General features: G+C 31.8%; 11 protein-coding genes and 1 pseudogene. 6 read left to right on the forward strand and 6 right to left on the reverse strand.

Annotated features, from left to right (window positions below):
* The first annotated feature begins 19 nt into the window (after positions 1-19).
* From ACICP0_RS00105 to tssG, 6 genes are all read left to right on the forward strand, one after another.
* On the forward strand, positions 20-2,581 hold the full coding sequence (locus ACICP0_RS00105; protein WP_395479945.1) for a DUF2169 domain-containing protein: 2,562 nt from the start codon (positions 20-22) through the stop codon (positions 2,579-2,581).
* A complete protein-coding gene (locus ACICP0_RS00110; protein WP_395479946.1) occupies positions 2,578-3,645 on the forward strand; it encodes a pentapeptide repeat-containing protein in 1,068 nt (355 codons plus the stop codon). The genes ACICP0_RS00105 and ACICP0_RS00110 overlap by 4 nt, the downstream gene beginning before the upstream one ends.
* Positions 3,646-3,733: 88 nt before the next feature.
* On the forward strand, positions 3,734-4,357 hold the full coding sequence (locus tag ACICP0_RS00115) for a DUF3540 domain-containing protein (RefSeq protein ID WP_395479947.1): 624 nt from the start codon (positions 3,734-3,736) through the stop codon (positions 4,355-4,357).
* 83 nt (positions 4,358-4,440) lie between these two features.
* Positions 4,441-4,920 carry a type VI secretion system baseplate subunit TssE gene (locus ACICP0_RS00120; protein WP_395479948.1) on the forward strand — a complete coding sequence of 160 codons (480 nt, stop codon included), beginning with the start codon at positions 4,441-4,443 and terminating at the stop codon, positions 4,918-4,920.
* Positions 4,921-4,932: 12 nt separating this feature from the next.
* Positions 4,933-6,795: a type VI secretion system baseplate subunit TssF gene (tssF, locus tag ACICP0_RS00125; protein ID WP_395479949.1), complete on the forward strand. Its 1,863-nt coding sequence runs from the start codon at positions 4,933-4,935 to the stop codon at positions 6,793-6,795.
* A gap of 84 nt (positions 6,796-6,879) precedes the next feature.
* Positions 6,880-7,929 carry a type VI secretion system baseplate subunit TssG gene (gene tssG / locus ACICP0_RS00130; protein WP_395479950.1) on the forward strand — a complete coding sequence of 350 codons (1,050 nt, stop codon included), beginning with the start codon at positions 6,880-6,882 and terminating at the stop codon, positions 7,927-7,929.
* A 523-nt stretch (positions 7,930-8,452) separates the two neighbouring features.
* Here tssG and ACICP0_RS00135 read toward each other — a convergent pair.
* The 6 genes and pseudogenes from ACICP0_RS00135 to tssM form a co-directional block, all read right to left on the reverse strand.
* Complete coding sequence (locus ACICP0_RS00135) at positions 8,453-8,767, reverse strand: hypothetical protein (protein WP_395479951.1); 315 nt, start codon at positions 8,765-8,767, stop codon at positions 8,453-8,455.
* Positions 8,768-8,822: 55 nt separating this feature from the next.
* The gene (locus tag ACICP0_RS00140) at positions 8,823-9,332 is read right to left on the reverse strand and encodes an Hcp family type VI secretion system effector (protein ID WP_395479952.1); all 510 of its coding nucleotides are present in this window, start codon (positions 9,330-9,332) and stop codon (positions 8,823-8,825) included.
* A 64-nt stretch (positions 9,333-9,396) separates the two neighbouring features.
* The gene (tssC, locus tag ACICP0_RS00145; RefSeq protein ID WP_395480220.1) at positions 9,397-10,875 is read right to left on the reverse strand and encodes a type VI secretion system contractile sheath large subunit; all 1,479 of its coding nucleotides are present in this window, start codon (positions 10,873-10,875) and stop codon (positions 9,397-9,399) included.
* Positions 10,876-11,022: 147 nt separating this feature from the next.
* Positions 11,023-11,472, reverse strand: a pseudogene (tssB, locus tag ACICP0_RS00150) (type VI secretion system contractile sheath small subunit); the annotation flags it as partial.
* A 186-nt stretch (positions 11,473-11,658) separates the two neighbouring features.
* Positions 11,659-11,940 carry a hypothetical protein gene (locus ACICP0_RS00155; RefSeq protein ID WP_395479953.1) on the reverse strand — a complete coding sequence of 94 codons (282 nt, stop codon included), beginning with the start codon at positions 11,938-11,940 and terminating at the stop codon, positions 11,659-11,661.
* A gap of 532 nt (positions 11,941-12,472) precedes the next feature.
* On the reverse strand, positions 12,473-16,024 hold the full coding sequence (tssM, locus tag ACICP0_RS00160) for a type VI secretion system membrane subunit TssM (RefSeq protein ID WP_395479954.1): 3,552 nt from the start codon (positions 16,022-16,024) through the stop codon (positions 12,473-12,475).
* Positions 16,025-16,052: the final 28 nt, after the last annotated feature.

A 16,052-nucleotide genomic window follows, 5' to 3' on the forward strand; every position in this document is an offset into this window, starting at 1 on the left:
CAACGATAGTAGTACATTTATGAGAATCATTAAACCACTACGCCTTAGTGTATTAACCAGACCGTGGTATGGGAAGGACGAAAATAAGCTAAGTGTTGCAGTATTGGTTCTTGCTGATATATCCACCAGCATCCCACGCATCGTTCCAGAACCGGAATTATGGAAAATGGTAACTAATGAATTAGCTAGTGAAAATACCATATTAGATATGGTATTTCCTAAGGCTTGTCCTGAATTTCTAGCTACTGGTTATGCTTATACTACCCATCAAACTGAAAAATGTAATTGCATGGTCAGTATTAAAGTAGGTACATTAGAAAAAAATCTATTAATTACTGGAGAACGATTTTGGTTAAACGGTACTCCTTCGGCACCTTTTCCCTTTGAAAAATTAAGATTAGAATGGAAAAACACTTATGGTGGAGTTGATTTTCCAGAAAATCCTTTAGGTATTGGTAGTACTGCCATAATACAAGAAGGTATTAAATTTCATCCATTACCACGCATAGAATACCCTAATCATCTCCTAGGACCCAATCAACATATTACTATACCTGCAAATTTTGGTCCATTGGATTTAACTTGGCCCAGACAATATCGACGATTAGGAAATCTATATGACCAAAAATGGTTAAAAGAAAGTTTTCCTGGTTTTTCCAATGATATGGATTGGCATTTTTTCAATCGTGCTGAACAAGATCAATGGTGGCCTAATCTCACTGCATTACCACTCGGAACATCTTGGCGGATTGTTAATATGAATCAGAATCATTCAATTCAGGAAGGAGTACTACCATCTTGGCAGACCCGATGTTTCATCACACGTACCAATAAGCCAAATGTATTAGAAGAAATTTTTTTGCAATCTACTACTTTATGGTTCTTTCCCCATCTAGAACGCATGCTCCTAATTTGGCATGGTAGTTGTGTTATTTGTCAAGATGATGCGTCTGACATAGCACATTTAATTGCAGCTATGGAATTAAATGGAACAACTCTACCTTTAACACATTATCATAAAGTAATATATCGAAGACTAAATAAGAAAATCGGGGCAGCATATGCCTTATGCGATCAGGATCTAATGCCGATAGAATTAATCTCACCTTGGTTAGATACCCTACCTTCTTCTAGTTCTAATCCTTTATTTACTATGTTATCAAGACGTGGAAACAAAATTAAAAATTTTCAAACAAACAATTATACGGAAGATATTACAGAAAATAATGCGAATTTTTTAAAGAAGCCAACTTTGAATAAAGTACCGAAATTCATAGAATCAATATCTGATTGGGCTGAAAAATTACAACAACAAGCAACACAAAACTCCATAGACCTAAAAAATAAAGTTGCCATGAGCAAAATTAACAATATTAAGGAAATAGGTCCAACCAATTATCTACATTTATTAGAATTTATAAAAGCATCATCTGAAAAAAAACAGTCTACTAATCTAAAATTAGATGTGTTTGATGAGACTGATTTTTATTTAGATAAAAATCTAAAACGTAGCTTATATTGGATTTATCGCAATTCTACGGATAGTAGACATCCTATTTCCACATTAAGTACTACACAGTCATTTCATTTGCGTAAAAAAGTCCAACAAAGATTAGAAACTGGCGGTGATTGCAGAGCTATGCTCCTTACAGGAGCTGATTTAAGTGGCATGGATTTGCATGGTGGTGATTTTCGTGAAGCTTTAATGGAAAGCGTGATACTCGATCATTGTTGTTTAGATTATGCAGACCTACGAGGAACCATGTTAGCTCATGCTTCCCTTATGTCAACATCGCTTAATCATAGTCGTTTAGAAAATGCTTGTTTAGCAGGAATACGCTGCCGAAATAGTCTATTTATAGCGGCTAAATTATCAGATAATGCATTTCAAAAAGCAGACATCGAAGATTGTCGATTTGATCAAGCAATTATTAAAAATATAACATTTCGTCAATTTCGTTTGTATCGTTGCAATTTTCAAAATGCGATTTTTAGTCGTAGTATCTTTATCGAATTCAAATTCAAAAATTTAAATTTTAGCCATTGTCAATTTTCTCAAATTACCTTCCTACAAGGTAGCTTGCATGAGTGTGATTTCAGTGCTACACAAATGACAGATTGTGCGTTTATTGACGTATCATTAGACAACGTTTGTTTCCAACGTGGACGTTTGAAAGATTGTGTGTTTTCTGGTGATAGCCGGTTCATACGAAGTAATTTTCGAAAAGGGATCCTTAAACATGTTAATTTCCGTAATGTTGAATTACCAGAGTCTAATTTCCATGCAGCACATGCCTATGGTTGTGACTTTAGCCAAGCCAATCTATCCGGTGCCTGTTTAACTGAATTTGACGCTCCAGATTGTTTGTTTATTCATACCAATCTCTCTTTTGCTCAGCTTAGAGCAGCTAATTTTAATAACGTTTTATTACAAAAAAGTTGCTTAATTGGAGCTGATTTACGAGCTGCTAGTCTATTTCGTGCTGATCTATCTCAAGTCATTATGGATCATTCTACTCAATTAGATGGTGCATATTTGGAACAAGCTAAAACTTTACCAAAAATGAAAAATATTAAATGAGAAACCTTTTATCAGCACAAGAATTACAGAAAAAAATCTTGCAAGGTGAAATTATCGAATGTACTAAATTAAATAATGCTTCTTTAAAAGATGTAGATCTGTCTGGTCTACTTTTCTTAGACGTTGTATTTCTCGATAATGTTACATTACATTGTAAAATAGATGAATGTCTTTTCGAAAAATGCCAATTTAAAAAATCAGATTTCAGTCACAGCCAAATATGTCAATGTCGTTTTACTCAATGTGTATTATTTCAAGCTAATTTTAGCCACTCTAATTTAGAAGAAACAATCTTTACTGCTTGTTCATTAGATAACAGTCTATTTTATGATACCAATCTGAATAATTGTCAATTTCTAGAATGTTCTTTAATTGATACGCAATTCATGCGAGTAAGTTCAAAACAGTGTCATATCTATAGAAGTAATATGGATAAATCATATTTCCAAAACTGTCATTTCTTTCTCGCGACTCTCTTTCAATTGAATCTATGTAATGTCTCTTTGATTGAAAATCATATTGAACGTAGCGTATTTTTTCAATGCCAACATACCAATAATAATTATTGTAATCAAAAGTTTCTATGTTGCCAATTTAATAATAACCATTTGGAATCAGTAAACTTTACAGGAGCTCAATTAATCCAAAGTAATTTTAGTAATTCCATATTGCAACATGCCTGTTTTAATCGAGTGCAAGGTGATAAAACAATTTTTAATGATTGTAATTTATATTGTGCACAATTTCAGCACAGTCATCTCGATCTAGCACAATTTATTGGTGCTAATCTACAAAATGTAGACTTTTGCTATAGTTCGTTGCAACAAGCAATGTTTCGTCAAGCTTGCTTAAAAAAAAGCTTAATGATTGGCTGTAATCTGCGTTATGCAAATCTCAGCCAATCAGATCTACGTGCCGCAGATTTAAGTCATGCTCAATTTGAAAGAACCTTATTACATCGTGCTGATCAACGGAAGAGTTGTTTTACAAACCGCCAGGGAATTTTAGATAAAGATGAAGCTTTATACGCTGCAGAATGTTGGCGCGATGAAACTAAAAAATGAACTTATATCTTTTAAGTACTAATTAATATATAGATAATATATATATGATATACGCATGCTGTATTTAAAATAAGGAGCATTATAAATAATGTGTCAATCCAATGTATCAATAACAGAAGAATATTTATCGCAAACAGTAGGTTATGTTGCTAATGTACTACAAGGAGGACTATTTATTGTCAAACTTGACAGAGAAGGTTTTCTATGTCGACAAGCAACTAGCTGCCTGATAACTCCAAAAATTGGTGATCAAGTATTAATTATTAAAAATGGCACACAATTTTGGTTATTAGCGATACTTGAACGAACAAAAGATCCATCTTTTACTTTAAGCGTTCCGGGTACATTGATGATAGCACCATATGGAAATTTAAGATTAGTGACGTCCGACATACTTGCTTTACAAAGTTATAAATTAGTAATTGATGCCAATGAAGGAAAATGTCATATTCAGAATATGACCTATCACGGAGCTTCACTATCAGCATGGATCTCCCTTTGTACCTTTACTGGAAAATGTTTAGATACAGTTTGGAAGACAGTAGTTTCTATCAGCCAACGTCTTTTACGGAAAGTAACTTATACTGAACATATACGAGTAGGTCAATGGGACTGTCAGGCAAATGATTATGCTCGCTTACATAGTAGACATTTATTAATGACTGCAGAAGCAATAGCTAAAATAGATGCTGATCAAATACATATAGGCTAACACGCTTAATTAATATAATCAAAATCAATGTACTGAAATTAGACAAATTATTATCTTTTTTCTATTAAATATATATCATCATTATGAAACGGCAAACTTTTCCTTTTTTGTTAGAACGACTAACGCATCATACTTCCGATACATATGAGAATTCTATTCATTTAAATTCTTCGTCTATTCTACATAGCTCTATACTTAACTACTTGCAAGCTCTTTTAAATTGCACTCAACCGCAATATCTAAAAGATCTAGATGATCATAATCATCTTATTAAAAGTGTATTAAATTTTGGTATTCCTCCGTTAGCGGGGAAATATCTTGCCGAACTAAGTGCAACAGAAATTATTGATGTTATTAAAACAGCTATCTTACGTTTTGAACCGCGGATTATAGCAGATTGTTTACGAATCGACTTAGTACAATCTTTACCTCACTTCATGTCATCACCTTATCTCCTTTTGTTTGTGATTAAAGGTTGTTTAAAAGGAATGCCGGAATCTATAGGCTTTACCTATTACAGCCACCTAGATCTTGAAAATGGCCATATCGAATTAAGTGAATAAAATGGAGTTATAATGAATCACCGATTATTAGAGTATTATCAGCGGGAATTAACTTGGTTACGTGAAATGGGTATAGAATTTGCATCCCAATATCCTAATACAGCAAGACATTTGGGTATAGCTGCTAATAATGATCATATCGATGATCCCTATGTAGAACGTTTACTAGAAGGCTGCGCCTTCTTAACGTCACGTATTCAAATGAAAATGGACGAGGAATTCCCTCAACTGACTCGACAACTTTTAGAAATACTTTATCCAAATTCCTTAGCTGGTATTCCAGCTATGGTCATAGTAGAATTACAACCAGATGATGTGAAAGGAGATATCAGAAAAGGTTTTATCGTACCACGCGGTACTGTGCTTGACCATCGTAATTTTAAACATCGTGGTTTTGCATATCGCTATCGCACTGCACATGAAGTCAATTTACAGCCATTATCCATCGATCAAGTTTCACTTGGAGGCATTCCACTAAATCTTCAATATAATACATTTAGTCGCAGTGATATTGTTAGTGCTTTGCGTATTCAATTAAGGTGTTCTCATAATGTTATAGTAGCACAATTAAATTGCAATCAATTAACCTTTTATCTTTCTGCTGAAGATATTCAGGCTTATAAATTATTGGAATTAATTATACAACATACTAACTCCATTTATTGCCAAATTGGTAATGATTCAACTTTGACATTTTCAATGGATGTTAATACAGCGCTCAAGCACGAAGGTTTTTCTGAAGACCAGTCTTTATTACCACGTGATCTACGGCATTTAGATAGTTTTCGCCTTCTACGAGAATATTTTCATTGTTCTGCACGATTTCGTTTTTTCAGTATATGCGGAATGCAGCCTATTTTATCTAAAGGAAATCATTATCGTTTTCTAACTTTTTATCTTTTACTCGATAAATCATTACCAGAATTAGAACACCAAGTGGATCACAAACATCTTATGCTATATTGTACACCGGCAATAAATTTATTTCCAAAAAGTATAGAGCGTATTTCACTTAATTATTGCCAAACCGATTATCATCTAATAGTAGATAAACTTCATCCGTTGGATTATGAAATTTATTCGGTGATTAGAATGTATGGTAGTGGATTTCATGGCTATCAAAAAGAGTTCAAATCCTTATACAATGTACATTGTGATGATTCTGATCATAACCGTGCTTGGTATACATTGCGACGAGAACCTTATATATGGCATAATGTTTCAAGAATACCGAATATTCATTCACATTATGATGGTTCTGAAGTATTTGTTTCTTTGGTCGATGAAATGCATCCTCCGAAACATGATAGTTTACATTATCTTAACGCCGATGTTTTATGTTTTAATCGTTACTTACCTCTCAAATCTACTATGCCAACGGATTTGGAAATTAATGAATTGATCGTACAGGATTCAATACCAGTTCGTCGGATACGTATCCTATTTGGACCAAGCGATCCTGGTCCGGTACAATCACCAGGACAAGATTGCTGGATACTAATTAATTTATTGCAGATGGATCTTTCTAGTTTATTAGATAACATCAATGATCAATCATCAGACATACTCAAAAACCTACTCAAGTTTCATGCAAAACAGGCTGGAAAAAATGCTGGATTACAAATTGCTGGCATTGTAAAGTGTAATCTGAAACCATGCCAACGTCTTTTAGAACCACCCGCCATGTATGCTAGAGGAACTCATATTCAAGTTATCGTCGATGAAGTAATATTTTCTAATGTTAGTGCTTGGTTATTAGGAAGTGTACTAGCACATTTTTTCTCTCAGCTAAGTGCTATTAACAGTTTTGTCGATACAACTCTTATCAATTTACAAGGAAAGATCATTGGTCATTGGACAGGAAACATTAACTAAATTTATCTTATTCCATAAGAAAACTATGAATTGTATCTCACATTTTATATATGTTCATTGTAAGAATGAAGTGCTCGGATGAGTATGAATACTTCATATCCTTTTAACGTTAAAGGAAAAAATAAAATAACATCAAGTCAAATAGATACATTATTAACAGATGTAGAAAAATTTCCTTGGCGATTTTCATTATTTTCTTTATTACGATATATAGATGCTCGCTCTAATAGTGCCTATCCGCTTGGTCGAGCACCACTACCCCGATATGACATAATACGTTTGGGACAAAGCCCAACAATGGTTTTCGTTACCCAACAGATTGCTTCTATCGTTACGAATAAAGTTAAACGAAAGCGTATTGAAATTTATGATTTTGGTTTGTTTGGTCCAGATGGACCTCTGCCACTCTTTCTAACTGAATATGCTTATCAATGCCAACATCAAGATAATGATGCCCGTTTAACAGAATTTTTTAATCTTTTTCATCATCGGCTCATCACTTTGCTTTACCGAGCTTGGGCAGATACTCAAGCTTGTATTTCGTTAGATAGATCAGATAGCCACCGATTCAATAACTATGTTGCTTGCCTTATAGGAAAAAAATATTCATTACAAGATAATAATCGTTTGTCCCTTGTTTGCTATTATATGTCAGGACATTTTACTCGTCGCATTCGAAATAGTTCTGGACTAGTTCAAATACTAGAACATTATTTCCGTGTTCCCGTTACTCTTCGTGAGAATTTATTCTCTTGGATAACATTATCAGAAAATCAACAATTTAAATTATCTAAATCTATTCCTCTTGGATATAGAAGCTATCTTGGAATAGCTATTCCTGATCGAAAATTGACTATTGAAATTATACTAGGTCCATTGTCTAAACAACAATATCAAGATTTTATGATAAATAGCAGTAAGTCGAGATCCATGTATGGAAGAAAATTAACTGAATTATCTAACCTGGTACAACAATACTTTGGATTTGAATATAATTGGCAATTAAGATTAATTCTTAATAAAAATCATTATAAAAGTTGCTGTTTAAATTGGGCTTACTCGTTAGGACGAAATTGCTGGGTAGGTTTAAATATTAATTGTCAAGATCGTTATGATTATCAATATTATCCATAGTTTTTGACTAAATGTTTAAATACAATAATAATCAACCTTATTATAATACTATCAATATTATTGCAATATTATTGATGTTGGTGTTAAATAATTTAGTTTATTGGTTTATATACCAGTGATATTAGTAGTACTAAAATTGCGGTTTATAAAAATAACTATAAATTAATGATTATCGTATAAAAATTTTTATAAGTTGGTAACAATACTGATTTAAACAGATTGAACATATTAATATTAGCTTTGTGATATATTTTATGGTGATATTCAGTATCATGATGATTAAAAGAAAAAATTTTTGTACCATCGCTTCTATCTCTTATTAAATGTTATGATGCGTATAGTTTATATAGAACTTAAAAGTTCTAATAAACTGTTAAAACAAGCAATTAGCACGTTAGCCATAATTTCTTTTTATTTATGGAATATGACTTCTCCATCTATTTTTAATCTTCAGTTCCTATTCGGTATTAAATTCTTATTTTTTAGTCTGACTATATTGGTATAGCGATACCAGTGCAATGAATTATGAATATTCTTTTGATATATTGTCAATATTAATACTATTTTTCAGTAATGTTTGAAATTGAAATGTTGTTTCGTTTTTACTACATTGCAATGATAGATTTATATAGTCTTCCAATGTTATTTTTTTATCATTGCGTTTTTTGCTCAAATCGTTTAGTTGTGTATCACAAGGTAAGTGTGAAAAAATTATTTTAGTTAATTCAGATTGTATAAATGAAAAATCTTGACAAAGATGCTGCCAGAGATCATTCTCTTGAGTTAAAGGGCAAAAGAGATTATTCTGGTCCAGTAAATCTACAATACAACGAATCATTTTTGGCTCCATCATTTAGATTATACTTATTTAAGTTTATGATTTAAATACAACATTAATGAGTATTGGCTTTGACGTCCCAGCTAAAAGTTACTTGTGGTCCAGGAGTTCCATTTTCATCCTGTTCATGATAGTTGACTTCTACCACCGATGGAGAAAAACAATATCGTACACTAATATCACCTACTTCAATCGCACTACCTTCTATACCATCATTGACAATATATGGCATTATTTCAATATTACTTAATATAACGTTCTTGAAGGTAATGTTTAGATATTCGTCTTGTTCACTGCCAGCTTTACATACTGCTAATCTCACTACAGACAGACGTTTCCCTTTTGCTCCTAAAGTCATTAATGTTGGCATTGCTTTATCCATTCTTGCAAATACTTCTAGATCTCGGACTATTAATCGACCACTTCCACCCCCTCCTCCAACACCTACTTCGATTGGTTGACGTAACTTCCACTGAAATGACTGGATGTCAATCCACCCCTTATGATTGGCATCCTTTCCTTCACCAATCACATTTTCTACTTGTAAGTAAATGCTGTTATGCATCGCTTTTTCTCCTAATAAAATAGAATACATAGCATATTAATATAATAATATTGTTCCTATTCTGTCATGCATCTCTAAGTTCTTTCAGAGACGGTAATCTGGATACTAATCTTAATGAAATTGTTAAACCTTCTAATTGGTAATGAGGTCGCAAGAAAAAATTAGCCTGATAATATCCAGAATTATCAGATTGCTCACATATTTGTATTTCCGCAGCTGCTAATGGTCGACGTGCTTTAGTTTGTTGTGATGAATTTACTGGATCGCCATCAACATAATTGATAATCCATTTATTCAACCATTTTTCCATATCATCTCTTGATTGGAATGACCCTATTTTGTCTCGTACAATACACTTTAAATAATGCGCAAAGCGACAACAAGCAAATAAATAAGGTAAGCGAGCTGCTAGTTTAGCATTTGCTGTTGCATCAGGATCATCATATTCCATAGGCTTTTGCAAAGATTGTGCACCAATAAATGCAGCAAAATCTGAATTTTTACGATAAACTAATGGAATGAAGCCATTTTTTGATAATTCAGCTTCTCTTCGGTCACTAATAGCAATTTCAGTCGGACATTTAATTTCTATTCCTCCGTCATTAGTATAAAAAGTATGACATAATAATTGATTCACTGCTCCACCAGATTCTACACCGTGTATTGAAGTACACCAGCCATATTCTTGAAATGATCTATTAATATTCACAGCCATGGCATAGGCGGCATTGCTCCAAACATAATTAGTATGTGTCGATCCATGAGTGTCTTCTTCAAAGGAAAATGAAACCACTGGATTAAATTTTATACCATAAGGTAATCGTGCGAGCATACGTGGCATTACTAATCCAAGATATCGAGCATCTTCGGTGCCTCGTAAGATCCGCCAATCTATATATTCAGTATTAAGAAAAATTTTGCTTAAATCACGTGGATTAGATAATTCCTGCCAAGAACTCATTTGCATCAAACTAGGAGATATACCACTAATAAAAGGGCAATGAGCGGAAGAGGCAATTTTGGCTAGCTCACCTAGTAATTCTATATCTTTCGGACTATGATCAAAATAATAATCTCCTATTAAACATCCTATAGGCTCACCGCCGAACTGTCCATATTCTTCTTCATAAATACGTTTGAATATAGGACTTTGATCCCAATTAGCATCTTTATATCGTCTAACTACTTGACTAAGTTCTTCTTTACTAATAGCTAGGACACGGATCTTTAGCATTTCACTAGTTTTTGTATGACTGACTAAATAATGTAGTCCACGCCATGCCCCTTCTAATTGTTGAAATTTTGGATGGTGAAGAATAATATTAATTTGGCTGCTTAATTTACTATCTATATTAGCAATTAAATTTTGAATCTCATAAAATGCATTATTAGAAAATGAAATGTTCTGTTCTAATACTTGTTGTGCTAGAATTTTCATAGCCGTTATTATAGCTTTATATGCGTGTTCACTTTTCGGACGAAATTGTAGCTCTAGGTTAGTATAATAACAGCGCAAAAATTCTGAGGTATTATTTAGAATAATAGAATTTTTATTTTTTTGAATATGTAAATTTAAAGGTAAAGAAACAGTACTGATTAATGAATCGGAGTTAATAATAGTATTCTCTGTTTCTGTATTGTTAGCTAATAATTGAAGAAAATCTTGATCCGCCATAATTATAGCTATCCATTTTTCTACATTATTTTTTCCATCAACATAAGATAATAAATTAGATAAATGAACATGTGCTATCAATAATCGTTGTAAAGAATTAATTTGTCGAGCAATGGCATCTGGAAGAAAATCATCTATATGATTAAATTCTAATTCGACTAATAATTCTCCTTTACCAGTTAAAATGTCAGGTACACAAAAACTAATTCTAGGTTGAAAAAATTTCATCCGATCATTGAAGTTATCCATACTAATTTCTAAAAATTTTCTGGTTTCTATTTGATGAGATTGATTGTTAGTTTGACCTAAAATATCTGCCATCACTCCCATTATAAATGGTAATTGCACTGTTCGTTTTGAATCATATAACTCAACTTCATATTCTATTTGAACTCGCGGTGCACGATTACGGGAAATAAATTTTTGTCCAGAATTGATATAATCCATATGCTTATAACACTCCATTATCAAAATAGAATCAGGACATATTTTAGTTTTCTAAAATTTTTTCGAATGATGCCAATCATATTATGTAAAATTGCTAATAATGCCTAAATAGTCCTGCTTCATCAGTTTGGAAATATAAGTTAATAATAGTGATATTGAATGACCATGCTAAAAAAGATGAGATATTATTTCATCTGAATTTCATTAGGGGAATTTTTGTTGAGATAATTTTTTGTGTAGATTAGTACTGTATTTTTTACCAAATTTAATCTTCTGACTATCCTGTAATATATTTTTAATATTTAAAGTTTTTTTATAGGTTGTTTCTATAAAAACTTTTTCTAAAAATAAATATATTTTATATAAAATATTTTTTTTATGATCTAAAATTAATAGTTTTTTTATATATTTCATAGTACAGATAACTGAAATAATATGATTATAGTCTAGACCGATATTATATTGAATATTTTCATTTAGATGCATAGTATTATTCATACAATGAGCATTGTTATCATTCTTTAAATCTGGCATCATCTTAACTGACATTCGGAGAAGATTATTAATATATAAAAACTATGACGCATTAGTTTCATTAATATACAATAGTTATTTTATTTATGTAATGAATTGAGAGACATACCAACAAATTGTGTCCATCGTGACATAGAGATGGTAATAATAAATTCCAATAGTAATTTGTGTTCGATATAACTAAGATTAATCTATTGGTATAATTTGTTAAATTATATTGAATAATCCATGCTTGAATTAACAGTAATATAATACGAAAAATTTTTCTATAAATTAGCAAGTTATGAGCTATATTCTTTATATGTATATGTTGCCAATATAGTTCCTGAACTATAATTAATATATCGTTACATTTTTTCTCTGATTGATCATAAATTAATTGTTGTATTTTCATAAAATTTATTTCAGACTCCAAATTTTACCAAGGAGTAAAATGTGTGTGACAGAAGATAACAACTTATTTATATATTATGCAACGTGATTCCTATTTCATAATGTCATCTAAATGTGGAAGAATAAAGGGATCACAAATGCTATGTGAAATAATTTCTAACGTGGCTTTATAATTATCTAATACGAAAGACGTTTTTTTAGAAATTTGATTATGGCTACTCCAGTGAGTATTAGTGTGTTCTAACATTCTATGCCAAGCCCAAGGTCCTTCAGTACACAATATTTTTACCTTTCCATCACTCGAGACAATTTTTATTTGTACTTGAAAGGCATGTGCTAACCCTGGCCAATTTAACTGAAAAACTGTTGATGGACCGTGATGATAGCTTATTAACTGTTCATCGATATTCATTTCTAAGCTAAGAATATCATTATCCATGGATAAGGGTTTGACCGTAAAGGAAAATGATGGATTTTGATTGCCTTGATGAAAAAAAGCACCTTGGATATAGGTAGCAGCTTGAAAAAATTTTAATAATCGTTTTTCTTCAGGAGTATTCGCAGTTTTAATCCATGGCATAAATCGCCATACTGGTTCGCAAGTATTTATTTTATCTGCTAAATACTGATTATAAAATCGATCAGAAAGACCGGTAACCGGAGCAAACATATGGGCAAAATCATTTAAACTTATTTCTAATGGGCTTGTAGAGACAAAGGGATAACGGCCCTTGAATGCAGAATAGTAAAAACTAGCTATTCGAAATTCAAATTTTTCGTATAATCGCTGCATATTCTGAGCATGTTCATCTTTTCTCGTATCGTTAATAAGCGACAGTATTAGTTGTTGAAAGGGCGCTGGTAATCGCAAAGCATCTGCTCGTAATCGAAGAAGGATTCGATCTTGTTCTGAAAAAAATTTTTTATTATTATCTAGAGCAACGAGATAGTAATAAAGGCTATTAAGCTGTTTTAAAATATTATTGAAAGATGCTCCGTCTTTTTCTTTGTTTCTTTGAGAAATATACGCTAAATTAATAATATCTCGAAAATGGTTCCTAACCATATGTTCAGGTGCTGAATTGACGTGTTTTAGTTGAGCAAATGTGAATATTTTTTCTAAGATTAGTCTAGTTTTGTTGCTGACAGTATCAATAATACATGGAGCTTCTTTGTTTTGTGATAATGATAATGAAAGAATTTTGCTAATATTATATAATAGTTCTCGTAAAGGAGAAGATTCGCTCGATAAAATGCGAATAAAACTCATTTTTTGGTGTAAATCAGCACTTTTTTTTATTCTGATATCGCTAAGAAAACGTTCCCATTGTTTGATAAAATCATTCATATATAGTAATCGGATCTGATCTGCTAAAGCAAAATGATTTTCAGTTACGATATGATTAAGTACCCATTTATCTTGTGAAGATAATTCATCTATTTGTGCTGTTATTTGTGTATTAACGCCTTGCCAATAACCATCGGGTGTATAAAATCCTGCTATGGGTGAGTTATTTGCTAATCCACTTTTACGCTCAAAAATCCATTCTCCCTGACTACCCGCTAGTTTCGATAAGCTTACTGTTGGAAATCTATTATCATAAAGTAATCGTCTTTTTAAATAAAAATAGGATCTAATTGGCAATGAAATTTTTTGCATCGCAAATTGAGCATTTTTTGCTAGAAAATAATCCTTTTCGTAAGGAGAAATCAATGGACCAGAGGATAATAAATAATGTAAATGCTGATAAAATTGTTTGCACTGTACTGTATCAAGTTCAGTAATACCAGATATGCTGGCCATAGAATCTTGTAGCCAAGTTAATAAGAAATTTTTATCATAATTATCTGATTGATAGATCATTTGGTAAGCCATAAGAGCTTGATAGGTATGTTCGACATCATCAAAATTAGATTGATATAGAAGTCGCGTAATATGCTGAGCTATGAGTGGCCATACCAATCGTTTCAATGCATGTAAGTAAAGTTTATTACCAGAGATTGCTATTTTCTTTCCACAATACAAACCCATACGATAATTTAATGAAGGGTGCATGGGGTTAAAAGTACCTGGATGAGTTAGCTTCTTCAGTTGATTTAGAAAGTGTAATAAGTCAGTGGTACAACTAACATTTAAATTCATACTATGTCGAGCTAGTTGTACAATATTTTGTTGAACTGAAGATAAATAATGCATGTTATGACGATAACTTCGTATTGATCCACCAATTGTAATTATAAAAATGAATAATATTAGCATACATCCTGTAATGGATATGATCCAAAAATGATAAGTCATTAAATGATTACAACTTGCTAAATAGCCTTCTTTAAAAATTATTTTTTTAAATAAAGATTTTAGAAAATAACTTTTCGGTGAAGGAATATCCTTTCCATGCTGATCAGAATCATTGGGGGATGATGGCTGATAATTATAATGGAAAATGTTATTTTCATGAATTGAAACTGTATGTTGTTCGTTACTTTGTTGATAAGCGCTAGTAAAAAATATTCCCCTAGGTGAGAATATTTTCTCATCAGATGATGAGCAAATAATTGATAGATTTTGAATTAGTTGTGGCCTTATAGCTGAAAATGCCTGTGGAAACGCTAGAATCTGTGATCTATGTCGAGGATCTTGTTCTGTTGCTAATGTATCAGTCAATGCAAAATGTAACCGACTCTGTAACTGATTCAAACCATCAGATATTGATTTTTTCAGTGGTATTATACCACCTTGATCTGCAGGCCAAGGTAAACTTATTCCCCAGTATTGTTCTAACTGAACGTCATCAAATTGATTGAAATACTGACAAAATCCGGGTAAGCAATCTATTTTAGTAAAAATAAAATAAATAGGAAAATTAATTCTACATTCTCGGCGAAGATCTTCTAAACGATTATGAATCAGTATGGCTTGTTGATACTGTGCTTTTTGCGAAGTATACAATAAATCCTGTGTACTAATAACTAAAATTACACCATTGATAGGTTGGTAAGAACGATATTTGTTTAATAAATGCATCAGTTGTTGCCAATATGAATTCCCATTTTGGAGATAGGTACTAGAAGGACTCAAAAAAATACCATTAGATGTTAAATACCAATTACAGTAATTACTCAGTTGATCTTTTGGAGATAATCTATTGATTTCTTGACAAGGATAAAACTCTAAATCAGAATTCTGCAACATTTCATGTTTACCACATGATTTACTTCCTAATACTAAGAACCAGGGAAGATAATAAATATATTGTCGATTAAACTTTTTTAGACAACGACAAAGTGAGTTACCTTTAGTAAGATAAAGATGATATAAAAATCGAACTGTATGTTTAAAAGCATTTGGTAACAAATGTGCATCAATTTTCAGTGAGGATGCAGATATACTATTAGTATTAGATAATCGTTGAAATAATTTTTTTTGCCAACGAAGAGATAAAATATACGATATAAATCGTAATATTAACCATAAAACAAACAAAAATATTGTTATCTGATAGCGCACATTAATATCAACAAAAGGACTAATATCATTAATAGTTATGAACGGACCGAATAACATGACGATTAGTCCTATGCCAATCAAAAATATGGTTTCAACAAACCAGCGATTTTTTATCGATGCTGTTGGTCGTACCATAATTATCCTTTTTATTTAAAAATGTTTT

This window comes from Candidatus Curculioniphilus buchneri endosymbiont of Curculio glandium (assembly GCF_964275155.1).
In the GTDB taxonomy this organism is placed as follows: Bacteria; Pseudomonadota; Gammaproteobacteria; order Enterobacterales; family Enterobacteriaceae; genus Curculioniphilus; species Curculioniphilus buchneri.

What these genes read in the sequence shown, in the direction of transcription:
- ACICP0_RS00105 (WP_395479945.1), top strand. Translation starts at nt 20, where the DNA reads ATGAGAATCATTAAACCACTACGCCTTAGTGTATTAACCAGACCGTGG.
- ACICP0_RS00110 (WP_395479946.1), top strand. Translation starts at nt 2,578, where the DNA reads ATGAGAAACCTTTTATCAGCACAAGAATTACAGAAAAAAATCTTGCAA.
- ACICP0_RS00115 (WP_395479947.1), top strand. Translation starts at nt 3,734, where the DNA reads ATGTGTCAATCCAATGTATCAATAACAGAAGAATATTTATCGCAAACA.
- ACICP0_RS00120 (WP_395479948.1), top strand. Translation starts at nt 4,441, where the DNA reads ATGAAACGGCAAACTTTTCCTTTTTTGTTAGAACGACTAACGCATCAT.
- tssF (WP_395479949.1), top strand. Translation starts at nt 4,933, where the DNA reads ATGAATCACCGATTATTAGAGTATTATCAGCGGGAATTAACTTGGTTA.
- tssG (WP_395479950.1), top strand. Translation starts at nt 6,880, where the DNA reads ATGAATACTTCATATCCTTTTAACGTTAAAGGAAAAAATAAAATAACA.
- ACICP0_RS00135 (WP_395479951.1), bottom strand. Translation starts at nt 8,767, where the DNA reads ATGATTCGTTGTATTGTAGATTTACTGGACCAGAATAATCTCTTTTGC.
- ACICP0_RS00140 (WP_395479952.1), bottom strand. Translation starts at nt 9,332, where the DNA reads ATGCATAACAGCATTTACTTACAAGTAGAAAATGTGATTGGTGAAGGA.
- ACICP0_RS00155 (WP_395479953.1), bottom strand. Translation starts at nt 11,940, where the DNA reads ATGCATCTAAATGAAAATATTCAATATAATATCGGTCTAGACTATAAT.
- tssM (WP_395479954.1), bottom strand. Translation starts at nt 16,024, where the DNA reads ATGGTACGACCAACAGCATCGATAAAAAATCGCTGGTTTGTTGAAACC.